General features: G+C 73.0%; 19 protein-coding genes. 8 read left to right on the top strand and 11 right to left on the bottom strand.

Annotation, left to right across the window (positions count from 1 at the left end; all coding sequences use genetic code 11):
- Positions 1-10 precede the first annotated feature (10 nt).
- Positions 11-3,649 (bottom strand): WD40 repeat domain-containing serine/threonine protein kinase, encoded by a 3,639-nt coding sequence (locus MF672_RS28710; RefSeq protein ID WP_242378661.1) that lies wholly within the window; start codon positions 3,647-3,649, stop codon positions 11-13.
- Between the two features lie 156 nt (positions 3,650-3,805).
- On the bottom strand, positions 3,806-5,215 hold the full coding sequence (sthA, locus tag MF672_RS28705) for a Si-specific NAD(P)(+) transhydrogenase (protein ID WP_242378662.1): 1,410 nt from the start codon (positions 5,213-5,215) through the stop codon (positions 3,806-3,808).
- Between the two features lie 60 nt (positions 5,216-5,275).
- On the opposite strand from sthA, the gene MF672_RS28700 reads away from it, so the two are divergent.
- The gene (locus MF672_RS28700) at positions 5,276-6,106 is read left to right on the top strand and encodes a PhzF family phenazine biosynthesis protein (RefSeq protein ID WP_242378663.1); all 831 of its coding nucleotides are present in this window, start codon (positions 5,276-5,278) and stop codon (positions 6,104-6,106) included.
- Here the strand turns inward: MF672_RS28700 and MF672_RS28695 are convergent.
- The 5 genes from MF672_RS28695 to MF672_RS28675 form a co-directional block, all read right to left on the bottom strand.
- Complete coding sequence (locus tag MF672_RS28695; RefSeq protein ID WP_242378664.1) at positions 6,096-6,947, bottom strand: 5-oxoprolinase subunit C family protein; 852 nt, start codon at positions 6,945-6,947, stop codon at positions 6,096-6,098. The genes MF672_RS28700 and MF672_RS28695 overlap by 11 nt on opposite strands.
- Positions 6,944-7,564: a 5-oxoprolinase subunit B family protein gene (locus MF672_RS28690; protein ID WP_242378667.1), complete on the bottom strand. Its 621-nt coding sequence runs from the start codon at positions 7,562-7,564 to the stop codon at positions 6,944-6,946. Before MF672_RS28690 ends, MF672_RS28695 begins: the two co-directional genes overlap by 4 nt.
- The gene (locus MF672_RS28685) at positions 7,561-8,316 is read right to left on the bottom strand and encodes a LamB/YcsF family protein (RefSeq protein WP_242378668.1); all 756 of its coding nucleotides are present in this window, start codon (positions 8,314-8,316) and stop codon (positions 7,561-7,563) included. Before MF672_RS28685 ends, MF672_RS28690 begins: the two co-directional genes overlap by 4 nt.
- A gap of 66 nt (positions 8,317-8,382) precedes the next feature.
- A complete protein-coding gene (locus tag MF672_RS28680; RefSeq protein ID WP_242378701.1) occupies positions 8,383-9,873 on the bottom strand; it encodes a hypothetical protein in 1,491 nt (496 codons plus the stop codon).
- Positions 9,874-10,025: 152 nt separating this feature from the next.
- Entirely contained in the window at positions 10,026-10,250 is a 225-nt protein-coding gene (locus tag MF672_RS28675; RefSeq protein ID WP_242378669.1) for a hypothetical protein, read from the bottom strand.
- Between the two features lie 154 nt (positions 10,251-10,404).
- Here MF672_RS28675 and MF672_RS28670 point away from each other — a divergent pair, with 154 nt between their 5' ends.
- The 3 genes from MF672_RS28670 (at position 10,405) to MF672_RS28660 (ending at position 15,192) form a co-directional block, all read left to right on the top strand.
- The gene (locus MF672_RS28670) at positions 10,405-10,974 is read left to right on the top strand and encodes an HhH-GPD-type base excision DNA repair protein (RefSeq protein WP_242378670.1); all 570 of its coding nucleotides are present in this window, start codon (positions 10,405-10,407) and stop codon (positions 10,972-10,974) included.
- A gap of 217 nt (positions 10,975-11,191) precedes the next feature.
- The gene (locus MF672_RS28665; RefSeq protein ID WP_242378671.1) at positions 11,192-13,288 is read left to right on the top strand and encodes a SpoIIE family protein phosphatase; all 2,097 of its coding nucleotides are present in this window, start codon (positions 11,192-11,194) and stop codon (positions 13,286-13,288) included.
- Between the two features lie 242 nt (positions 13,289-13,530).
- A complete protein-coding gene (locus tag MF672_RS28660; protein WP_242378672.1) occupies positions 13,531-15,192 on the top strand; it encodes an RNA polymerase sigma factor in 1,662 nt (553 codons plus the stop codon).
- Between the two features lie 584 nt (positions 15,193-15,776).
- Here MF672_RS28660 and MF672_RS28655 read toward each other — a convergent pair.
- Positions 15,777-16,535, bottom strand: a complete 759-nt coding sequence (locus MF672_RS28655; protein WP_242378673.1) for a YaaA family protein — start codon at positions 16,533-16,535, stop codon at positions 15,777-15,779.
- A 64-nt stretch (positions 16,536-16,599) separates the two neighbouring features.
- On the opposite strand from MF672_RS28655, the gene MF672_RS28650 reads away from it, so the two are divergent.
- Positions 16,600-17,373 (top strand): GNAT family N-acetyltransferase, encoded by a 774-nt coding sequence (locus MF672_RS28650; RefSeq protein WP_242378674.1) that lies wholly within the window; start codon positions 16,600-16,602, stop codon positions 17,371-17,373.
- Between the two features lie 164 nt (positions 17,374-17,537).
- On the opposite strand, the gene MF672_RS28645 is transcribed toward MF672_RS28650, so the two are convergent.
- Complete coding sequence (locus MF672_RS28645) at positions 17,538-17,768, bottom strand: DUF7455 domain-containing protein (protein WP_242378676.1); 231 nt, start codon at positions 17,766-17,768, stop codon at positions 17,538-17,540.
- 249 nt (positions 17,769-18,017) lie between these two features.
- Here MF672_RS28645 and MF672_RS28640 point away from each other — a divergent pair, with 249 nt between their 5' ends.
- Positions 18,018-20,084: a DNA gyrase/topoisomerase IV subunit B gene (locus MF672_RS28640; protein WP_247815470.1), complete on the top strand. Its 2,067-nt coding sequence runs from the start codon at positions 18,018-18,020 to the stop codon at positions 20,082-20,084.
- A 264-nt stretch (positions 20,085-20,348) separates the two neighbouring features.
- Here MF672_RS28640 and MF672_RS28635 read toward each other — a convergent pair whose 3' ends face one another.
- On the bottom strand, positions 20,349-20,843 hold the full coding sequence (locus tag MF672_RS28635) for a beta-class carbonic anhydrase (protein WP_242378678.1): 495 nt from the start codon (positions 20,841-20,843) through the stop codon (positions 20,349-20,351).
- 144 nt (positions 20,844-20,987) lie between these two features.
- Here MF672_RS28635 and MF672_RS28630 point away from each other — a divergent pair, with 144 nt between their 5' ends.
- Positions 20,988-21,287 (top strand): hypothetical protein, encoded by a 300-nt coding sequence (locus MF672_RS28630; RefSeq protein WP_242378679.1) that lies wholly within the window; start codon positions 20,988-20,990, stop codon positions 21,285-21,287.
- Between the two features lie 6 nt (positions 21,288-21,293).
- Here MF672_RS28630 and MF672_RS28625 read toward each other — a convergent pair whose 3' ends face one another.
- Entirely contained in the window at positions 21,294-21,857 is a 564-nt protein-coding gene (locus MF672_RS28625; RefSeq protein ID WP_242378680.1) for a thioredoxin family protein, read from the bottom strand.
- Positions 21,858-21,921: 64 nt separating this feature from the next.
- Here MF672_RS28625 and MF672_RS28620 point away from each other — a divergent pair, with 64 nt between their 5' ends.
- A complete protein-coding gene (locus MF672_RS28620) occupies positions 21,922-22,296 on the top strand; it encodes a VOC family protein (protein WP_242378681.1) in 375 nt (124 codons plus the stop codon).
- Positions 22,297-22,307: the final 11 nt, after the last annotated feature.

The raw sequence follows: 22,307 nt of genomic DNA, 5'->3' as shown, positions 1-22,307 counted from the left end.
GCCCCGGCGCTCACGGGCACACGGTGAACGGCTCGACGCCCGGCAGGTAGCGTGCCCACTCGGCGGCGCTCAGCGGCCGGCCGGCCCGCGCGCACACGGCGGCGGCCACCCGCCGCTCGGCCACGTCGTGCACCCGGATCGTGCCGTCCTGCGCCACCGAGCGCAGGGTCGCGCCGTCCGCCGAGAACGCCACCCACCCGGTGTCGGTGCCGTTCACCGGCTGCCTGGCGTCGAAGACGACGCCGAGCGGCCGGCGCCCCGGCACGTCCCAGAGCCGGACCCGGCCGCCCTGCTCGTACGTCGCGATCAGCCGCCCGTCGGGCGACCAGGCCAGCATGCTCACCTCCTGGCCCGCCACGACGGGGAACTCGGCGAGCTTCGTCGTGATGTCGCCGTCCCACAGCGTGAGCCGGTCGGGGCCGGAGAAGGCCGCCTGCCGGCCGTCCGGGCTGAAGGCGAAGGCGCCGCCGAGCTGCCCGGTGCCCGGCGCGGGCGGCCGGGTCACGCCGGCGGCCGGGTCCACGAGCTGGAACGGGTCCACGGTCACCAGCAGCCGCCCGTCGGGGCGGAAGGCGAGGTCGTTCGCGCTCGTCCCGGCGGCCGCGCGCAGGGTGCCGCGCGCGAGGTCCCACAGCTCGACGAGAGCCTGCCCGCCATTGTCCCGCGGGGCGCTGTCCTGCTCTTCGTAACGCGACACCGCCAGCGTGCGGCCGTCCGGGCTGAAGGCCATGGCGACCACGCCCGGCCCGCCCCCGCCGGCGGCGGCCCTGAGCCTGGCCGTCGCCTGGTCCCCGGCCTGGCTCCGGGGGCGCCCGCCGCCGAGCCGGAGCGTGGCCGTCACCCGGGGCCCGGCCGGCTCCAGCACGGTGACCGTGACCGTGTCGTCGGCGGCCAGGGCGAGCAGGCGGCCGTCGGCGCTGAACGCGGTCGCGCCGCTGCTGCCCGACCAGCTCAGCGGCTTCATCAGCGCGCGGCCCGTCGCGGCGTCCCTGACCTCGATCCAGTCGTCCCAGATGGCGGCCAGCACCCGGGCGGAGGGGTCCAGACGCACGTCCCCGCCCTCGGTGCCGCTGTTCATGGGCTGGTCGAACACCATCGAGACGTCCTCGGTGCGGACGGCGCCGCGCCCGTCCAGGTAGCGCACCGCCCGGCCGGCGAGGTCGAAGCGGAGCCGGCCGGTGATCTCGGGCAGGGCCCGCTGGTACACCCCGCCGAAGGACGAGCGCCGCCGCAGCAGGAGCGGGCCGGGATCGCCCCACGCGGCGACGAAGGCGTCGCCGAAGACGAACGCGGCCTCGCCGCCCACGTCGCCCTCCTCGTCGAAGACCTCCGTGCCGGACGGCACGTCGAACACGCGGAGCCGGTGCTTGCCGCTGGCCTCCAGCAGCTCCGTGCTCACCAGCGCCCTGCCGTCGTCGCTGAAGGCGGCCTGCTCGACGACGCCGGCCGGCTTCAGCGGCGGGATCGGCGTCCGGGTGCCGCGCCGCAGGTCCCACAGCCCGGCGTCGCGGCCCGCGGCCACGTAGCCGTGGCGGCCGTCGCGGGTGACCGCGTTGAGCGGCGCCCCCGAGGGCGTGGTGAGCCGTTCGCGGGTGGCGAGGTCCCACCACTCGCACAGCTCCCGGTTCCCCCACGGGACGCCGAGCCGGCGGCCGGTGGCGTCGAAGCCCAGCTCGCCGGCCGACTGCTCGCCGCGGCGCGGGACGGGGGCGCCGACGGGCTCGCCGGCGCGGACGTCCCACAGCCGCGCCTCCGCGTCGGTCAGCAGGGCGAGGGTGCGCCCGTCGGGGGAGAGCGCGGCCTGGCGGACGTCCGCGCCCACGCCGGGCAGCACGGCCGTCCTGCGCCGCGTCAGGACGTCCCAGATCGTGGCGGTCCCGCCCGTCACGGACACCAGGGCGCGGCCGTCCCCGCTGAGGGCCTGGACGGTGCCGGCCGCGTAGCCGGGGTCGAGGAAGACGGCGGTCGTGTCCTGGGAGAGCGAGTCGTGCAGCGCGCCGCGGGTCTCGGCCGGCGCCGGGTTCAGCCGCCAGCTCGCCACGCTCAGCAACATCGCCACCCGGGGCTCGCTCTCGCGCAGGTCCGCGGCCCGCAGCGCGAGCTCGCGCGCCAGCGCGTCGTCCCGCTGCCTGCCGGTCTCCCTGCGCAGGTACTCCGCGGCGCCGAGCCCGCCGAGCGCGGCCACGAGCAGCACGGCCAGGGCGGCCGCGACCAGCCGGCGGGTCCTCGCCCTCCGGCGGGCCTGGGCCGCCGCCGCGTCCAGGAACGCTCGCTCGCGCCGCCCCAGGCTCAGGTCCCTGCGCGCGGTGGCGGCCCACTGCAGGGTCGCCTCCAGCGCCGAGCCGTGCAGGAGGTCGGCCGGTCGCCTGCCGTTCGCCTCCCACAGGGCGGCGGCGTCGGCCAGCCGCCGGTGCACGGGCAGGCCCTCGCGGTTGCCGCGCACCCACTCGCGTAGCCGGGGCCAGGCGTGCAGCAGGCCGGGCGCGGCCAGCTCGTACACGGTGCCGCCCACCCTGCCGCCCACCCTGCCGTCAGCCGTGTCGTCGGCCGTGCCGTCGTCGGCCGTGCCGGTCGCCGTGACCAGCCCGGCGGCGCCGAACACGGTGAGCATCGAGTCCACGGCCCGGGTCTCCGGCAGCTCGTCCCTGGCGACCGGCCGGAGCTCGTCGCCGTCGATCATCCGCAGGAACACCTCGGGCACGACCGCCCGCTCCGCCTCGGTCAGCTCGCCGTAGAGCTCCTCCGCGATCGCGCCGAGGCCCGGCTCGGGACGCGCGGTGAGCGCGCCCGCCAGGGTGCCGCCCCGGACGAGGAGATCGTCCCCGCCGTCGCCGGCCCCGCTGTCATCGCCGCCGGGGTCGCCGAGCAGCCGCAGCAGCACCTGCCGGGCGGACGGGCGCGCCGCCGGGTCGCGCGCCAGCGCCGCGGCCACCAGCGGCCCCAGCGGCCCGGGCAGGTCGCGCACGTCCGGCTCGAACCCCAGCACCAGCCCGACCAGGGCGGCCGGGTCCGCGGCCGCGATCACGTCCTCGCCCCGGGCGGCGAACAGCACCACCATGCCCCACGCCCACAGGTCGGCGGCCTCGCTCGCGCCCCGCCCCTGGAACACCTCCGGCGGGATGTACCCCGGCGTCCCCACGAGCGGCCCGCCCGTCGTCGGCCCCACCTCGCGGGCCACCCCGAAGTCGATCACCCGGGGGCCGTCCGGGCCGATGATGATGTTGTCCGGTTTGAGGTCGCGGTGCACGATCCCGGCCCGGTGGATGGCGGTCAGCGCGGTCGCCACGCCGATCGCCAGCCGCCGCAGCGCGTCGGGCCCGTACGGCCCCGAAGCCGCCACCGCCCGCTTCAGGCTCGGCCCCGGCACGAACTCGCTGACGATGTACAGCGGCGCGGCCTCCACCTGCGCCTCGATCACCTTCGCGGTGCAGAACGAGGCCACCCGGCGGGCCGCCGCAGCCTCCCTGGCGAGCCGGTCCCGCGAGTCGGCGCCGTCGTACCTCGGCACCTTGACCGCGACGCGCTCGCCCGCCTCGCCGTAGCCCTCGTAGACGACGCCCTGGCCGCCCGCGCCCAGCCGCCCGGCCAGCAGGTACCGGCCCAGCCGCCGCGGGTCGGACGGGGTGAGGGGGAGCATCGTGTGTGACATGTCGGTGTTCGTCCCGGACGTCGGCGGCGGGGGAGGCGTCGGGAGAGCATAGACCGCCCGACCGCCGCCCATCCTGCGGCCGGCCGTGTTGAGGTTCCGTTGACCCTGGGTTGAGCCCGCCGCGCGGCCGTCCCGCAGCCCTGCCTGCAGCTCCGCCTACATCTCCGCCGTGAGCCGGGCCACCACCCGCATCTTGTTCATCGCGTCCAGCGCCGCCACCTTGTACGACTCCGCGAGCGTCGGATAGTTGAACACCGCGTTGACCAGGTAGTCCACGGTCCCGCCGCAGCCCATGACGGTCTGCCCGATGTGCACCAGCTCGGTGGCCCCCGTGCCGAACACGTGCACCCCGAGCAGCCGCCGGTCCTCCGAGGACACCAGCAGCTTGAGCATCCCGTACGAGTCGCCGATGATCTGCCCCCTGGCCAGCTCCCGGTAACGCGAGATGCCCACCTCGAACGGGACCTTCTCCCGCGTCAGCTCGTCCTCCGACTTCCCGACGAAGCTGATCTCCGGGATCGTGTAGATGCCGATCGGCGTCAGCTCGCACAGCTCCTGCACCGGCTCGCCGCAGGCGTGCTGGGCGGCCACCCGGCCCTGCTCCATCGAGGTGGCGGCGAGCGCGGGGAAGCCGATCACGTCGCCCACGGCGTAGATGTGGGGCACCTCGGTCGCGTAGTTGTCGTCCACCTTGATCCGGCCGCGCGGGTCGGCCGCCAGACCCGCGGCCTCCAGGCACAGCTCGGCGGTCTTGCCCTGACGCCCGGCCGAGTACATGACGCAGTCGGCGGGGATCTTCTTGCCGCTCTCCAGGACGGTCAGCGCGCCGTTGCCGCGCCGCTCGACGGCCGCCACGTGCTCGCCGAACCTGAACGTCACCGCCAGGTCGCGCAGGTGGTACTTCAGCGCCTCGACGATCTCCAGGTCGCAGAACTCCAGCATGCGCTCGCGCCGCTCGACCACCGTGACCTTGGTGCCGAGCGCGGCGAACATGGAGGCGTACTCGATGCCGATCACCCCGGCGCCCACGACGACCAGCGTCTCGGGCACCCGGTCGAGGCGCAGGATCGCGTCGGAGTCGATCACCGTGCGGTCGTCGAACTCGACGCTGTCCGGCCGGGCCGGCGACGTGCCGGTGGCGATCACCACCCGGTCGGCGGTGACCTTCTGCTCGGCGTTGTCGTCGCCGCGCACGCCGATCGTGTGCGGGTCGAGGAAGCGGCCGGTGCCCTGGAGCACCGTCACGTGGTTGCGGGCGAGCTGGCTGCGGATCACCTGGATCTCCCGGCCGATCACATGCTGCGTGCGCATGCCCAGGTCGGTGACCGTGATCTCGTCCTTGACGCGGTAGCTGGCGCCGTACAGCTCGCGCTGGTTGAGGCCGGTGAGGTAGAGCACCGCCTCGCGCAGGGTCTTGGAGGGGATCGTTCCCGTGTTGATGCACACGCCGCCGATCATGTGCCGTTTCTCGACCACGGCGACGCGCCGGCCGAGCTTCGCCGCGGCGATCGCGGCCTTCTGCCCGCCTGGGCCGGAGCCCAGGACCACAACGTCAAAGTCCGCCACAGCGTCCAGTCTGCGGTCAGGGAGTCCACGGGAAAAGCCCTGTCTGCCAGACTCCGGGATATGTCACGCCCTTTCACCCAGGTCGACGTGTTCACCACCACGCCCTACCACGGCAACGCGCTCGCGGTCGTGCTGGCGGCCGACGGGCTCGGCACGGAGGAGATGCGGCGCTTCGCCGCCTGGACGAACCTGTCCGAGACCACCTTCGTCCTGCCGCCCGAGGACCCGCGGGCCGACTACCGGGTGCGGATCTTCACCCCGTCCCAGGAGCTGCCCTTCGCCGGGCACCCCACGCTCGGCACCTGCCACGCCTGGCTGGAGGCCGGCGGCACGCCCCGCGAGCCCGGCGAGATCGTCCAGGAGTGCGGCGCCGGGCTGGTGCGGGTGCGGCGCACCGGCGGCGGCCTGGCGTTCAAGGCGCCGCCGCTGATCCGGTCCGGGCCGGTCGAGGAGGAGCTGCTGGCCAGGATCGTCGCTTCCCTCGGCATCGCCAGGGAGGACGTCGTGGACGCCGAGTGGGCCGACAACGGGCCGGGCTGGGTGGCGCTGCTGCTGGCCGACGCCGCGTCCGTGCTCGCGCTGCGGCCCGGCACGGTGCCGTGCGACGTGGGCGTGGCCGGGCCGCACCCGGACGGGGCGGAGTGCGCGTACGAGGTGCGCGCGTTCTTCCCGCTCCAGGGCGCCACCGTCGAGGACCCGGTCACCGGCAGCCTCAACGCCTCCCTGGCCCAGTGGCTGCTGCGCACCGGCCGCGTCAAGGCCCCCTACACGGCCGCCCAGGGCACCGCGCTCGGCCGCTCCGGCCGCGTGCGCATCAGCACGGGCGACGACGGCGAGGTGTGGGTGGGCGGCTCCTCCGTCACCTGCGTCACGGGAACCGTCACGCTCTGAGCCGCGTGCTGAAGCGCACCTCGTCGCCCGGCCGGAGCTGCGCGGCCACCCCGAGGTCGGCCGCCCGCACCACGCCGATCACCGGGTAGCCGCCGGTCGGCGGATGGTCGGCCAGGAACACGATGGGCTGCCCGCTCGGCGGCACCTGCACCGCGCCGGTCACCATGCCCTCGCTCGGCAGCTCGCCGTCCTTGGCCCGCACCAGCTCGGGGCCGCGCAGCCGCACCCCCACCCGGTTGCTGTCCTGCGTCACCGCGTACGGGGATGCGCACAGCTCCTCCAGCGCCTCCGGCACGAACCAGTCGTCGCGCGGCCCCGGCAGCAGCCGCAGCACGGCGGGCCCCGGCTCGGGCAGCGGCGCCACGTCCGCCGCGATCACGCCCGCCGCCGGCCCCACGGGCAGCCGCGCGCCGGCCCGCAGCGGCTCAGGCCCGAGGCCCGACAACGAGTCGGTGGAGCGGCTGCCCAGCACCGGCTCCACGGCGATGCCGCCGCGCACCGCCAGGTACGTCCGCAGCCCCCGCGCGGGCAGCCCGAGCCGCAGCTCCGCCCCGGCCGGCACCCAGAACGGCACGCCCATCCCCGCGCCCCGCGCCGGCCCCGACACCGGCACGGGCGCGCCCGCCAGCGCCGCCCACGCCCCCCGCAGGAACCGCAGCCGCGCCGAGCCGAGGGTCAGCTCGACGCCGGCCAGCCCCTCGGGGTTGCCGACCAGCCGGTTGGCCAGCTTCAGGCTCTCCAGGTCGGCCGCCCCCGAGCGGGGCACGCCGAGGTGCGCGTAGCCGGGCCGGCCGAGGTCCTGGACGGTCGCGTACGGACCGGGCACGATGATCTCGATCATGCGGGCTCGAACCGCACCCGCGTGCCCGGCCGGAACAACGACGGCGGGTCGGCCGCGACGTCCCACACCCGCAGCTCCGTGCGCCCGAGCAGCCGCCAGCCGCCCGGCGACGCGGTCGGGTAGACCGCCGAGTAGGGCCCGGCGACGGCCACGGACCCGGCGGGCACCGAGGTGCGCGGCGTGTCCAGCCGCGGCACCCGCAGTACCGGGTCCAGCCCGGTCAGGTACGCGAACCCCGGCGCGAACCCCAGCCAGCCCACCACCAGCTCGCGCCCCGCGTGCCTGGCGATCACCTCGTCCACGCCGCAGCCGGCGAGCTCGGCCACCGGCTCCAGGTCGGCGCCGTCGTAGACCACGGGAATCGTCACCACCGGCGCCGCGGCCGCCGGCTCCGCGGCCAGGCTCCGGTCGCGCTCGCGGGCCAGCAGCCGCTCCAGGCGCGCCCGCAGCCGCTCCCGGTCGCCGCCGGGGGCCACCACCAGCACCGTGTCGGGCCCGGGGACGATCTCCTCGACCCGGTCGGGCCGCTCGCGGCGCAGGGCGGCGTCCATCCGGTGCGACAGCTCCAGCGAGCCGGTCTCGACCAGCAGCCCGTGCTCGCCCGCCAGGCGGATCACGTGAACGCCTGCAGGACCACCCCGGCCGCCAGCAGCCCGTCACGGACCTCCTGCGCCAGCCGGATCGCGCCCGGCGTGTCACCGTGGATGCAGATCGAGCGCGCCCCGACGGACACCTGGCTGCCGTCCACGGCCGTCACCGTGCCCTTCACCGCCATCTGCAGGGCCCGCGAGGAGACCTCGCCGGGGTCGTGCAGCACCGAGCCGGGCTCCCTGCGCGGCACGAGCGTGCCCTCCGGCGTGTACGCCCGGTCCGCGAACGCCTCGCTCACCGTCGGCACGCCCGCCGCGGCGGCCACCTCGTGCACCACCGAGCCGGGCAGCGTGAGCACCGGCAGCGCGACGTCGTAGTCGGCGACCGCGTCGATCACGGCCGCCGCCTGCTCCCTGTCGTGGCAGACGCGGTTGTACAGCGCGCCGTGCGGCTTGACGTACGACACCCGGCCGCCCATCGCCCTGGCGATGCCGTCGACGGCCGCGAGCTGGTAGAGGACCTCCGCGCACAGCTCCTCGGGCTCGACGTCCATGGCCCGTCGGCCGAAGCCGGCGAGGTCGCGGTAGGACACCTGGGCGCCGATCGCCACGCCCCGGTCGACGGCCGCGGCGCAGGTGCGCCTGATCGTCACCGGGTCGCCCGCGTGGAAGCCGCAGGCCACGTTGGCGCTCGTGACGATGTCGAGGAGCGCGAGGTCGTCGCCGAGCCGCCAGATGCCGAAGCTCTCGCCGAGATCCGCGTTGAGGTCAATCACCATGGCACCATCATGCTAAGTCGCGGCCGCCCCGGCGCGGCGAACGCGGTGGCCGGCCGGCCCGGGAGGTCAGAACTCGTCCGGGATGTCGGCGATGTCGTCGAGGGCGGCGGCCAGCTCGTCGGGGTCGCCGCCGATCCGCTCGGCGATCTCGATGAGCACGTGCAGCACGTCGTGCCGGTCGTGGCCGAGGTCGAGCAGGCGCTGCGCGGCCTCCCAGAGCTGCGGCGGGTCGCCCTCCCAGAGGCGGGTGGCGATCTCCTCGTGCCAGGCCAGGTGCTCCTGGTCGATGGCGCCGCCGTGGTCGATCTCGAGTAACGTGCGCCGGTCGGCCTCGTCGGCCGGGTTGAGCCGGTCGAGGTCGACGCCGTTGTGGACGCCCTGGAGATAGGGGAAGGCGAACGCGCGCCTGGCCAGCGCCGACAGGTCGCCGTCCGGCAGCAGCCGCTCCAGCAGCGGCCGGTCGAGCCCGAACGAGGTCGGGTCGCGGTAGGCCCCGGGGAACTTGCCGGTCGCCTCCCACACCGCGTCGAGCGTGGCCTTGAGCCCCTGCTCGGGCAGCGCCGTGCGGCGGGCGGCGAAGCGCACCCACGCCGACAGCACGTGCGGCATCGCCTCCTGCTCGGCCACGCTCAGCATGACCTTGCGCGGCAGCCAGTCGAGCAGGAACGTCTCGCACTTGGTGGGGCTGACCCGCAGCGGCCGGTTGAAGTCCTGCTCGCAGCCGTAGTCGATGATGTGGTCGGCGCAGCGCGAGGCGGCCGACGGGTCGGACAGGTGCTCGGCCGCGTCGGAGGCCAGGAACTCGGCCGCCAGCATGGCCCGCCGCTCCCTGCTGTAGGGCGCCTCGATGTGCAGCGGGGCGGGGCGCTTGCGGCCCGGCGGCAGCGCCTTCAGCCGGGCGCGGGCGAAGGCGTGGTAGGCGCTGTAGCTGTCGCTCACCGGCGGCGGCGTCTTGGGCTCCCTGGTGGCCTTCATCGCCGACTCCAGCAGCGCCCTGGCCTGCTCGGGCTGGATCTCCTCGAACAGCAGCATCGCGTTGCCCGCCGCCTCGGCCCTGGCCTGCTCCAGCAGCTTGTCGACCTGCGAGGACACCCAGGCGTCGCGGGCCATGCCGCTCATGTTGTAGTCGACGACCATGACCAGCGCGTGCCGGTCGGTGGGCTGGGATGCCTCGTTCCAGCGGTAGGCGAAGGTGCAGATCACCGTGTCCTGGTCGCCGTAGGCGTCGCGGGAGACGTAGCAGCCGGCCGGCTTGACCGCGCCCACCTTGTCGGCCCAGCCCGGCCTGGCCACGCCCGACTCCATCATCGCCAGCGCCGCGCCCTCGGCCTTGGCGCCCTGGCGGGCCGTGCCGAGATAGGCCAGGCAGATGAGCAGCGTCAGCGAGGCCGGGGTGCCGGCCTTGGCGGCGTAGTCGACCAGCCCCTCGCCGAGCACCTGCTCCACGTCGCCGCCCCGGACCCGCCTGCCCCACCAGGCCCCGATCATGTCGGAGACCATCAGCTCCGCGTCGAGAGGCGTGCGCACGGCCAGCAGCTCGCGGGCCGCCGTCACCATCTCCTTGAACACGTCGTCGGGCGGGGTGCTCTCCCGGGGATCTCGTCGGTGTCGGCGCACGCCCTCACTCTCTCGTATTCCAGGCGCAAACGGTGCGGAGAACTCGGCCTGGTAACCCCGATGTTATCGGGGAATCCGGCGCGGGCGGCCGCTCAGCGCAGGCCGCGCGGCGGCGGCGCCGAGTTGACGATGGCGAGCAGGCGCTCCCGGGCGATGCGCTCCACGATTTCGGGCGTCGCGGAGATGCCCAGATGCTGCGCACACGCGCACACGTCGGCTACACAGCGGTCGATCGTGTCCACGGGTACGGTCAGGAACTCTTCGGCCAGCCGGAGACTGACCGGCTCCCGCAGGAACCGTGTGGCCAGAGCGAGCATAGATGTCAGATTCCTCTGGAGACCTGGGGGCAAACCCTCAGGAATGTGTGCTGGGCGACTTGCGCTCTCATTTCATCCTTTCATGGACCAGTGTCAAGGCTCCACGACGCCTGTGTTCACTTCACCCACTGCCCATTCATGCGAAGCTGTCTCCATGCGCATCCAGCTCGCCCAGAAGAGCGACGCGGACGAGCTCCTCGCCCGCAATCCGCTCGCCCTGCTCGTCGGCATGCTCCTCGACCAGCAGATCCCCATGGAGTGGGCGTTCACGGGTCCGCACACCATCGCGCAGCGGCTGGGAGGCGACCTCACGGCCGAGCGCGTCGCCTCGTATGATCCTGAGGCGTTCGCCGCGCTGCTCGCCGAGAAGCCGGCCGTGCACCGCTACCCCAAGTCCATGGCGGCCAGGGTCCAGGCGCTCGCGGCCTACCTCGTCGAGCACTACGACGGGCAGCCCGAGAACATCTGGGCCGGCGTCGCGGACGGCAAGGAGTTGGTGAAACGACTCATGGCCCTCCCGGGATACGGCAAGCAGAAGGCCCAGATTTTTTTGGCATTGCTGGGGAAGCAGTTGGGGGTCCAGCCTCCGGGCTGGCGTGAGGCAGCCGGAGCCTACGGCGAGGAGGGGTCACACCGTTCGGTCGCCGACGTCGTCGACGCCGAGAGCCTGGTCCGCGTACGTGCCGCCAAGCAGGAGGCCAAGCGCGAGGCCAAGGCCGAGTAGCTGCGCTGTAACCTGATCTTGCTGCGCGACGTGGAGCGATTTTGACAGGATGCGTTGACCTTAGAGGCGACCGGGCCGCGGCGGGGGCTTCCGTCCGCACATGCCCATCGCCGATGATGTACTTCAGGATCCGGTCGCCCGGAGCCGCGCTACACCTATACACGACTATGGAGATGTGCCGCGTGGGAGACCCTGGCACGCGACGGAGGTGCGGACGATGAGCGCCGAGACCTCCGTTCCCCGTCCCCGGGAGTCGGATGTGGACATCTCAGACTCCGCCCTGTTCCAGGGCATGCTGTCCGAGGCCGAGTTCGCCTTCGCGTTCTTCGACGCCGAAGGCCGCATCCAGCGCGTCAACGACGTCTTCTGCGAGGTCGTCGTCAACGTGCCGGCAGAGCGCCTGACCGGCCGGCCGCCGGTCGAGGTGCTGACCGCCGACCTCAGCCAGATCATCACCCACGCCGTGCAGGCCGTGATCGAGTCCGACGCGCCCGTCACCGAGGGGCGCGTGCGGGTGCGCTCGGCCGAGGGCGACACCCGGCACTGGTCGCTGTCGTTCTCGCCGGTCCACGACGAGGCGGGCGAGCTGCGCGCGGTCGCGCTCGTCGGCATGGACGTCACCGAGAGCCGCCAGACCGAGGAGGCGCTGCGCCGCAGCGAGGAGCGCTACCGCTCGCTGGTCGAGGCGCAGTCCCAGCTCGTGTGGATCACCTCGCCCACCGGCGCCGTCGTCGAGGACGCCCCCCAGTGGCGCGCCATCACCGGCCAGGGCCTGGAGGAGTACCTCGCCAACGGCTGGCTGGAGGTCGTCCACCCCGAGGAGCGCCAGCAGACCGAGGAGGCCTGGCGGGAGGCGCTGCGCGGGCGCACCATGTTCGAGTGGAACTACCGGGTGCGCACCCGGGCCAGCGGCTACCGCCACTTCGAGGTGCGGGCCGTGCCGATCATCCGGCACGGCCGGGTCGTGGAGTGGGTCGGCGCCAACACCGACGTCACCCCGCAGCGCGAGGCCGAGGAGATGCGCGGCCGGCTCACCGACCAGCTCGGCGCCGCCGCCCTGCGCACCGCCCGGCTGCAGGGCGCCACCGCCATGCTGGCCGAGGCGCTGACCGTCGAGCAGGTCGTGCAGGTCATCATCGACGTGGGCCGCACGGCGCTGGCCGCCGACCGCTCGGCCGTGGCGCTGCTCGACACCGACCGCGCCGCGCTCAAGCTGATCAACGGCGAGGGCATCCCCGAGGCGTCCGGCGCCTCCGGCGAGGAGATCCCGCTGTCCAGCTCCAGCGTCATGACCATGGCGGTCAACAGCCGCCGCCCGGTCTTCGCCGAGTCGCCCGACAGCCTGCGCGCCCAGCTCCTCGAGGCGGGCGGCGACGAGGAGGTCCTGGCCAACTACCTCGCCAGCAGCGACGAGCGGGCCTGGGTGGGCCTGCCGCTGCTCGCGGCGGGCCGCGCGCTGGGAGCGCTCCGATTCTCCTTCACCCGGCCGCAGAAGATCTCCCAGGAGGACGGCGTCTTCCTGGAGGCGCTGGCCGGCCAGTGCGCGCTGGCGGTGGAGCGGGCCACGCTGTTCGAGCGCGAGCACCGCACCGCAGAGACGCTGCAGCGCAGCCTGCTGCCCGACCGCCTGCCCGTGATCAAGGGCCTGGAGCTCGCCCAGCGCTTCCGCTCGGGCAGCCGCCACGTCCAGGTCGGCGGCGACTGGTACGACGCGTTCGTGCTGCAGGACGGCCGCGTCGCGGCGGTCGTCGGCGACGTCATGGGCAAGGGCGTCAAGGCGGCGGCCGGCATGGGCCGCATCCGCAACGCGATGCGCGCCCTCGCGCTGACCAACCCGCCGCCCGCCGCCGTGCTCACCGGGCTCGACCGCGTCTTCGAGGCCACCGAGGAGGAGGAGCAGGTCACGACCCTGGCGTACATGGTCGTCGAGCCCGTCACGGGCGAGGGCACGCTGGCCCTGGCCGGCCATCCGCCGCCCGTCCTGGTCTCGCCGCAGGGCACCGCGATCCTGTGCGACGCCGAGCCCGGCACGCCGCTGGGCTGGCCGACGAGCCGCCGGCAGTTCCGGTTCGTGGTGCCGCCCGGCCACACCGCCGTGCTCTACTCCGACGGTCTGGTGGAGAACAGGAAGCGCGGACTCGACGCCGGACTCGCCGACCTTTGCAGTGTTGTGACCGAAGCGCCGCCTGAGGTGGTGAAGAGTCCTCACATGTTGCTGGACTTCCTGGTTGACCGGATGTTGTCTGGATATGAACAGGATGATGACGTTACCGCGCTCGCAATCCACGTCCCACCAGCCACGAAGAGTGACTGAATGAAACAGTCATAACGGTTGCTTTCGGGTATCAGTGCCCCGCTTACGTACGCACTACTGCTTCGGTCGGCCTAGGGTGGAGGTCAACCGCCGGGAGGTGGCCGTATGGAGTGCGGGGACGTGCCACAATGCTGTGCAGGTCCGTCGCGGTCCGCACGGCCTCACCGATCTCCGAGAGAGGCAACAGCCCCCCAGCGGGCATCTGGGTCCATTGTCGCCACGCGTTCGTTCGAGAGGTGTTCGTGTCGCCTGCAAGTTCGACTCGCTCGAAGCCACAAGAGCTGAACGAGCCCGTCATTCAGCGACTGCTCGAGCGTGGGCGCTCGCAGGGTTTCCTCGAGTCTGAGGATGTCCGTCAGGCCTTCGAGGAGGCGGACATCCCCATGTCGCACGCCGCCGCGTTCTTGCGGAACCTCAGCAAAGAGGGCGTGACCGTGGTGGTGACCGCCGCGGATTCGGCTGCGCCTAAGAAGTCTCGTGGTCCAGCAAAGCGCCGCACCGCCGCCCCCGTCAAGACCAAGACGGCGGCGGCCGCCAAAGAGCAGCAGCCCGAGACCGTGACCGCGGTCGTCGGGGCCGTCGAAGCCGAGCCGGCCGCCAAGAAGGCGGCCCCCGCGAAGAAGGCCGCCCCGGCGGCCAAGAAGGCCGCGGCTCCCGCCGCCGCCAAGAAGGCCGAGCCGAAGATCGCCGCTGGGCCTGCCGACACCACCAAGCCGAAGGCGCCCGACGCCCCGCGGGGCGAGTCGGACGACGACGAGGACCTCGAGCTCGACGGCGACGTGGAGCTGGAGGACCTCGAGGACATCGACGTCGAGGACATCGTCGAGGAGGAGTCCGACGCCGAGGGCGAGAGCGAGGACGGCGACGACGACGACACCGAGGAGCCCAAGCCCGCCGAGATCGCCGCGGCGCAGAAGACCGAGGACGAGGTCCTCATCCTCTCCGACGACGACGACGACGCCCCGGTCGCGCAGGTCGCCGCCGCCGGCGCCACCGCCGACCCGGTCAAGGACTACCTCAAGCAGATCGGCAAGGTCCCCCTGCTCAACGCCGAGCAGGAGGTCGAGCTGGCCAAGCGCATCGAGGCGGGCCTGTTCGCCGAGGAGCAGCTGGGCAGCGGCGAGGCCGACGGCCTGCCGGTCGACGTCCGGGCCGAGCTGGAGTGGATCGCCGAGGACGGCCGCCGCGCCAAGAACCACCTGCTGGAGGCCAACCTCCGGCTCGTGGTCTCGCTGGCCAAGCGCTACACCGGCCGCGGCATGCTCTTCCTCGACCTGATCCAGGAGGGCAACCTCGGCCTGATCCGCGCGGTCGAGAAGTTCGACTACACCAAGGGCTACAAGTTCTCCACCTACGCCACGTGGTGGATCCGGCAGGCGATCACGCGCGCCATGGCCGACCAGGCGCGGACCATCCGCATCCCGGTCCACATGGTCGAAGTGATCAACAAGCTGGCCCGTGTCCAGCGGCAGATGCTGCAGGACCTCGGCCGCGAGCCCACGCCGGAAGAGCTCGCCCGCGAGCTGGACATGACGCCCGAGAAGGTCGTCGAGGTCCAGAAGTACGGGCGTGAGCCCATCTCCCTCCACACGCCGCTGGGCGAGGAGGGCGACAGCGAGTTCGGCGACCTCATCGAGGACTCCGAGGCCATCGTGCCGGCCGACGCCGTCAGCTTCACGCTGCTCCAGGAGCAGTTGCACTCCGTTCTCGACACGTTGTCGGAGCGGGAGGCGGGCGTCGTGTCGATGCGCTTCGGTCTCACCGACGGGCAGCCGAAGACGCTGGACGAGATCGGCAAGGTGTACGGGGTCACCCGTGAGCGCATCCGCCAGATCGAGTCCAAGACCATGTCCAAGCTGCGCCACCCGTCCAGGTCCCAGGTCCTGCGCGACTACCTCGACTGATCCGCAGACCGCGACACCACCGGCAGGGCCCCGCGCTCCGAGCACCCCTCGGACCGGGGCCCTCCCGCTTCCCACCCCCAAATCCCCTGACCCGCCCTCCCGGCTCCGGCTCGCCTTCCGGCCCGGCTCCCGCCCATGCGGGCCGCCGATCTTGCTCCCCGGGCTGGGCCTCGCCGCTCGGACCAGAGGCCCGCTCCCCGGACTGCCTCGGTCACTGGGCGTAGGTTCGCTGCCGGGACCGGCTTCCGCTGGTCGGATGGGCTGCTCGACCCCCGGGTGCTTTCCCCGCCCCGCATGGGCCGCCTTTCCGCTGGTGGTCGGGCTGCTTAGCCTAGGGCTGCCCGCCCCGGGCCGGGCTTCACCGCTCGGGTCGAAGATCCGCCCCCGGGCCGGGCTTCGCCGCTTCGGTTGGAGATCTGCTTCGCGAGCTGGTCGGCGGGCCGGGCCGGCCTTCGCTCAGCCGCGTTGCGGGCCTGGACCGCTCGCCTTGAGGCCCTTCGCCTGGAGGCCCTTCGCTTCGGGGCCTCGTGAGGGGGTCCCAAGTGCCTCCGGTTCGCTCGGGGTGGGCGGGTCAGGGCGTGTGGTCAGGCGGGGCCCGGGGTGTCCTCCGTCAGGTGGACGTCCAGGGCCCACGGGCGGCCGGGACGGGGCGGGGGAGTGAGCTCGACGGTGTAGCCGAGGTCGGCCAGCAGCTTGGCCAGCTCGTCCGGCGCGGACGGAGCCGCCCCGTGCAGCAGCAGGGCGCGGGCGATCTCACCCCGGGTCGCCTTGGCCATGTGGCTGACCACCTTGCCGTCCCGGAAGACCCGCACCGTCACCGACCGCTCGCCCGGCTGCCACGCCCCCGCGTACGTGGCCGAGCGCAGGTCCACCACCAGCCCCGGCACGGGGTCGAGCGCCTTGGCGAGCACCGGCCGCCAGAAGGCGGCGAGCCCGCCGAGCGGCGGCAGGTTGACGCCCATCGACAGCCGGTACGGCGGGATCAGGTCGGTGATCCGCACCACGCCCCACAGCCCCGAGAAGATCAGCACCGACGCCTCGGCCCGCTCGCGCGCCTCGCCGTCCAGCGTGCCGAGCCCCAGGTTGTCGTACAGGACACCGGTGTAGAGCTCGGCGGCGGGCAGCGTGCCGGCGGTCTTCAGCTCCGCATTCTTGGCCAGCTCGCCGGCCAGGCCGGGCGTCAGCCCGAGCACGTCGAGAGCGTCGCGGCGCCTGGAGGCCCGGACGAGCGCGCTCATCACCCGCTTGCGGGCCCGGCCGAGCGCCGGGAAGGACAGCTCGCCGACGGGCGGCCCGCTTCCCTCCGGCGCCTTCCCCTCCGACGGGGGCAGCAGTATCAACACAGGTCACTAGCTTATGGGCGGCCTGGCCCGGCCTCGGTCGTGACCCGTCGGCTACGCTGCGCGGGTGGATTTCGACCTGCTTGTCCATGAAGCGTGGCCGGCGTACGAACAGCGCGCGCACGACGGATGGATCCTGCGGTACGCGGGCGGGGTGACCAAGCGGGCCAACTCGGTGCTGCCCCTGGGCCGTCCCGCCGATCTGCGGGCCGCGATCGGGGCGGCCGAGGCGTTCTACGGCGAGCGCGGGCAGCGCTGCGTCTTCTCCATGGGGCCCGGCGCGACGCCCGGCCTGGACGAGGAGCTGGAACGCAGAGGGTACGAGCGGGTGGACCCGACGCTGGTGATGGCCGCCCCGTCGCTCGTGCCGCCCGGCCAGGCGCAGCGGGCCGGGGCCGAGGAGCGGGCCGGGGCCGAGGAGCAGGCCGGAGCCGAGGAGCAGGCCGGAGCCGAGGGGCGGGTCAGGATCGAGGACGGGCCGTGGGCCGGCTGGCTCGACACCTGGTGGTCGGTGGACGGCCGCTACGAGAGCGGCCTGGCGCACGCCGCCCGCATCTGCGCCGGCGTCCCCGCCTGGTACGCCGCCTACGAGGAGGACGGCGAGACGCTGGCCGTGGGCCGGGCGGTGCCCCAGGGCGGCACGCTCGGGATCTACTGCATGGCCACCCGCCCTGAGGCGCGGCGGCGCGGCCTGGCGCGGACGATCCTGCGGGCGCTCGCCCGCCACGCCGGCGCCGGCTCCGCCTACCTGGTGGTCACCGCCCCGAACCAGGCCGCGCAGTCGTTGTACCGGCGCGAGGGCTTCGAGGTCACGGCCCGCTACCACTACCGGGTCAGGTGAAGGGAGCCTCCAGGAAAGGCGGCCCCGGTCATGCCTTGGTAACGATTCCGCAGCGGGTGGGAGCGGCGCCGGGCATGCGAAACGGCGGCCCCGGGCAATGCCCAGGGCCGCCGTCCGGTTGTGCTTTATGTGGTTATCTCAACACGGCGAGCGCCGCTTGCGGGTCAGCGTTCGTCGTTGGGGGCAATCGTCGGGGTCTTGCTGAGGCGAGCCGACTCGTCCAGGATGTCGGCGCCCTTGTCGCGCAGCGCCGCAATGTGCTGACGCCCGTGGTGGGCACAGAACAGCAGCTCCCCGCCCACGGGCAGGGTCGCGCGAATGTAAGCCTGGGCGCCGCAGCGGTCGCAGCGGTCGAGGGCCGTCAGCGGCTTAACGGGGGCGAGAGCTCCAGTCACGTATCGCCTTTCGGGTCACCCCCGCCGAAGCGAGGATCTGGCGGTCAGTCACTTGGAACAACATCTAACCGGACGTGGGGCTTCCCAACCTCCTCCTCTGTACGCCCAGAGCGGAATGTGTCCGAAAGTAATGACGATCAGCCGGTTGGTAACGGCAAACGTGCCGCCATGGCAAGCTTGTACGCGTCCGCAAGGGAAGAACGGTAAGCTACGCACACGTGTTCGATGCTTAACACCAGGGGAGCTGGAGTGACGCTAGTGGAGGCGGGTTACACGGCTCGTCACCTGTCGGTGCTGGAGGGCCTGGAGGCGGTCCGCAAGCGCCCGGGCATGTACATCGGGTCCACCGACAGTCGCGGGTTGATGCACTGCCTCTGGGAGATCGTCGACAACGGCGTCGACGAGGCGCTGGCGGGCTTCTGCGACCGCATCGAGGTCGAGCTGCACGCCGACGGCTCCATCGAGGTGCGCGACAACGGCCGCGGCATCCCCGTGGACGTCGAGCCCAAGACCGGCCTGGCCGGCGTCGAGCTCGTCTACACCAAGCTGCACGCGGGCGGCAAGTTCGGCGGCGGCTCCTACGCCGCCTCCGGCGGCCTGCACGGCGTGGGCGCGTCGGTGGTCAACGCCCTGTCGGCGCGGCTCGACGTCGAGGTCGACCGCGACGGGCGGGTGCACGAGATCAGCTTCCGCCGCGGCGTCCCCGGCGTCTTCGACGGCGAGGGGCCCACGGCCAAGTTCCGCAAGAAGTCGGGCCTGCGCCTGGGCGACAAGCTCCCCAAGAACGTCACGGGCACCCGCGTCCGCTTCTGGGCCGACAAGCAGATCTTCCTGCCTGACGCCGAGGTCTCGCTCGACGAGATCCACGTGCGGCTGCGGCAGACCGCGTTCCTGGTGCCCGGCCTCACCCTGGTGGTCTACGACAGCAGGCACGAGGAGCGCATCGAGGAGGAGTTCCGCTTCGAGGGCGGCATCTCCGAGTTCGCCGAGTTCCTGGCCCGCGACGAGGCCGTCTGCGACGTGCTGCGGCTGCAGGGCGTCGGCCACTTCCACGAGACCGTCCCGGTCCTCGACGACCAGGGCCACATGACGCCCACCGAGGTCCAGCGCGAGCTGAGCGTCGACGTGGCGATCCGCTGGGGCAAGGGCTACGAGTCCACGGTGCGCTCGTTCGTCAACGTGATCGCCACCCCCAAGGGCGGCACCCACCTGACCGGCTTCGAGCGCGGCCTGGTCCGCACCGTCAACGAGGTGCTGCGCGAGACCCGGCTGCTGAAGAACGGCGACGACCCCGTCACCAAGGACGACATCTCCGAGGGCCTGACCGGCGTGGTCACGGTCCGGGTGCCCGAGCCGCAGTTCGAGGGCCAGACCAAGGAGGTGCTCGGCACCTCGGCGGCCACCCGCATCGTCTCCCACGTGGTCTCCCGCGAGCTGAAGGAGATCTTCGCCAACCCGCCGCGCGGCTACAAGCAGCCGCTGCGGGCCGTCCTGGAGAAGATCGTCGCCGCGGCCAAGGCCCGCATCGCGGCCCGCGAGCACCGCGACAACCAGCGCCGCAAGAGCGCGCTGGAGAGCTCCGCGCTGCCTGCCAAGCTGGTCGACTGCCGCAGCGAGGGCGTCGACCGCAGCGAGCTGTTCATCGTCGAGGGCGACTCCGCGCTGGGCACGGCCAAGCTGGCCCGCGACTCCGAGTTCCAGGCGCTGCTGCCGATCCGCGGCAAGATCCTCAACGTGCAGAAGGCGTCGGTGAGCGACATGCTCAAGAACGCCGAGTGCGCCGCCATCATCCAGGTCGTCGGGGCGGGCTCGGGCCGCTCGTTCGACATCGAGGCCGCCCGCTACGGCAAGGTCATCCTCATGGCCGACGCCGACGTCGACGGCGCCCACATCCGCTGCCTGCTGCTCACCCTCTTCTACCGCTACATGCGGCCGATGGTGGAGGCCGGGCGGGTCTTCGCCGCGGTGCCGCCGCTGCACCGCATCGAGCTGACCAACCCCGGGCGGGGCAAGGAGAAGTACATCTACTGCTACTCCGACGCCGAGCTGCAGAAGGTGCTGCGCGACCTGGAGCGGCGCGGCCGGCGTTGGAAGGACCCGGTGCAGCGCTACAAGGGCCTCGGTGAGATGGACGCCGACCAGCTCGCCGAGACCACGATGGACCCGCGCCACCGCATCCTGCGCCGGGTGCGGATCGAGGACGCCGAGGCGGCCGAGCACATCTTCAACCTGCTCATGGGCAGCGACGTCGCGCCGCGCCGGGAGTTCCTCGTCACCAGCGCGGCCGAGGTCGACCGCGACGCGATCGACGCCTGAGAGCGCCCGGAAGGCCGCCGAGGGCCTGAAAGCGGCTTCAGGACGGCCGAAACGCCACGGCCCCTCCCCCGGTATGGGGAAGGGGCCGTTCGCGCGTGTGCGGGCCTCTGGAGGCGCTACGAGGCCTCCGGAGGGATCTCGGACAGGGGACGGATGATCTGAGGCGCCGTGCCGCCGGGGGTTCCCGGCGATCGGCCTTAAAGGCGGTCGGCCTCACAAGGCGGTCGGCCTCACAAGGCGGTCGGCCTCACAAGGCGGTCGGCCTCAGAAGTCGGCCGGGGCGAGGCGGCCCGAGTGCACGTCGTAGACCGCGCCCGCCACCGGCATGCCCTCCGGCAGGAACGGGCTCGTCCTGATGCGCGTCAGGTCGTGCCGGAGCGTGGCCTGCTGGTCGGCGATGGTGTGGAACTCCAGGCTGCGGGTGTCGACCCCGCGCTGGGCGGCGAGCGCGTGCACGTCGGCGTCGGTGGCCTTGGTCATGCCGCAGTCGGTGTGGGGCATGACGAGCACCCGCTCGACGCCGAGCAGGCAGACGGCCAGCACCAGGGTGCGCAGCACGTCGTCGGTGACGCGGGCGCCGGCGTTGCGGAGGATCTTGGCGTCGCCCGGTTTGAGACCGAGCAGGCCGAGGGGGTCGATGCGGGAGTCCATGCAGGTGACCACGGCGAGGCCGCGGGCGGCGCGGCCGGTGAGGTCGGAGCCGGCGAAGTCTTTCGCGAACTCAGCGTTGGCGGCATACAGGTCGTCGAACGCACTCATGGCACCGATGATCCCCCATGTCAGCAGGTGCGCGGACACCGGGGGGAGGGCGACACGGGCCGGACTTCGCAAACCTCCGACGAAATCATGTCACCATGCGTGATGATGTCGTAGCCCTTTGTACGTGATCGAAGAAGGTTTGTCGTGAGTAGGTCCGAATCGCTCGCCGCGTATCTCCGTGCCCAGGCCCGGCGTCAGCTCGACCGCGTGGAGGCCAACGACGGCGGCCGCAACGCCCGCAGCGCGCTGGCCCTCCTCGACACCGCCGCGTACGCGGCGGGTCTGCCCGAGGACGACCCGCTCATCCTCATGCTGGCGGAAGTGGGCTGCTTCGCGTCGGGGACGTTCGATCCCGGCGAGGCCGGCGCGAGGCTGGTGCGGCGGTGGGAGGGCGGCGAGCCGCACGAGCTGCTGCTCGCCCTCCCGGCCGCGATGGCCGCCTGACGGCTCCTAGGCGGGCTCGTTGCCCGGCCTCCACTTGATGCCGCACCCGAGCGAGGCCCGCTGCTCCCCGGGCACGGGCTCGCCCTCCAGCACGGCGTCGATCGCGGCCCGCAGCGACGCGCCGGTCACCGGCACGGAGTTGCCGGGCCGCGACCCGTCGAACTCGCCCCGGTAGGCCAGGCGGAGCCCGGAGTCGTACAGGAAGAAGTCGGGCGTGCAGGCGGCCCGGTACGCCTTGGCCACCTCCTGCGTGTCGTCCAGCAGGTACGGGAAGCCGAAGCCGGCCCGCGCGGCCTGCTCGGCCAGGTGTGTCGGGTCGTCGTCCGGGTAGTTCACGGCGTCGTTGCTGCAGATCGCGACGATCGACAGCCGGGCGCCGTACTCGGCGGCCAGCGCGCCGAGAGCCTTTTCGATGTGCCGGACGTAGGGGCAGTGGTTGGACAGGAAGACCACGAGCGTGGCGGGGGAGTCCTTGAGGTCTCCCAGGGACACGCTGCCGCCGCTGACGGCGGTCAGGTCGAAGGCGGGCGCGGGGGTGCCGAGCGGGACCATGTGCGAGTTGACGGCCATGGCACCATCTTCGTCCCCGGGCGCCCGGACGACACGACCCCCTTCGACGTCTCAGAGGTGAATGATGAGTGGCATCGCGGAGTTCCGCACCGTCGTGCTCGACACGCCCGACCCCAAGGGCCTGGCCGAGTTCTACTCCAAGCTGCTGGGCTGGCCGATCACGTCGGTGGAGGACGACTGGGTGGTGATCAGTGACGGCGGCGCGCCCAAGCGCCTGGCCTTCCAGCTCGCCCCCGACCTGCGCCCCACCACCTGGCCCGATCCGGAGCGGCCGCAGCAGATCCACCTCGACCTGCTGGTGAGCGACCTGGACGAGGCCGAGAAGCGGGCGCTGGAGATCGGCGCGGTCAAGCACGAGCACCAGCCGGACGAGGGCGACGACGACTTCCGCGTCTTCCTCGATCCGGCCGGTCACCCGTTCTGCCTCTGCGTGAGCTGAGCCGGGAAGGC

The sequence above is a fragment of the Actinomadura luzonensis genome (assembly GCF_022664455.2).
Lineage (GTDB): Bacteria > Actinomycetota > Actinomycetes > Streptosporangiales > Streptosporangiaceae > Nonomuraea > Nonomuraea luzonensis.
Note: the sequence above shows the minus strand (reverse complement) of the source record. Positions and strands in the feature narration are given on the sequence as shown.

What these genes read in the sequence shown, in the direction of transcription:
- MF672_RS28620 (WP_242378681.1), top strand. Translation starts at nt 21,922, where the DNA reads ATGAGTGGCATCGCGGAGTTCCGCACCGTCGTGCTCGACACGCCCGAC.
- MF672_RS28685 (WP_242378668.1), bottom strand. Translation starts at nt 8,316, where the DNA reads ATGGTGATTGACCTCAACGCGGATCTCGGCGAGAGCTTCGGCATCTGG.
- MF672_RS28700 (WP_242378663.1), top strand. Translation starts at nt 5,276, where the DNA reads ATGTCACGCCCTTTCACCCAGGTCGACGTGTTCACCACCACGCCCTAC.
- MF672_RS28695 (WP_242378664.1), bottom strand. Translation starts at nt 6,947, where the DNA reads ATGATCGAGATCATCGTGCCCGGTCCGTACGCGACCGTCCAGGACCTC.
- MF672_RS28675 (WP_242378669.1), bottom strand. Translation starts at nt 10,250, where the DNA reads ATGCTCGCTCTGGCCACACGGTTCCTGCGGGAGCCGGTCAGTCTCCGG.
- MF672_RS28680 (WP_242378701.1), bottom strand. Translation starts at nt 9,873, where the DNA reads ATGGTGACGGCGGCCCGCGAGCTGCTGGCCGTGCGCACGCCTCTCGAC.
- MF672_RS28665 (WP_242378671.1), top strand. Translation starts at nt 11,192, where the DNA reads ATGAGCGCCGAGACCTCCGTTCCCCGTCCCCGGGAGTCGGATGTGGAC.
- MF672_RS28710 (WP_242378661.1), bottom strand. Translation starts at nt 3,649, where the DNA reads ATGTCACACACGATGCTCCCCCTCACCCCGTCCGACCCGCGGCGGCTG.
- MF672_RS28635 (WP_242378678.1), bottom strand. Translation starts at nt 20,843, where the DNA reads ATGAGTGCGTTCGACGACCTGTATGCCGCCAACGCTGAGTTCGCGAAA.
- MF672_RS28625 (WP_242378680.1), bottom strand. Translation starts at nt 21,857, where the DNA reads ATGGCCGTCAACTCGCACATGGTCCCGCTCGGCACCCCCGCGCCCGCC.
- MF672_RS28670 (WP_242378670.1), top strand. Translation starts at nt 10,405, where the DNA reads ATGCGCATCCAGCTCGCCCAGAAGAGCGACGCGGACGAGCTCCTCGCC.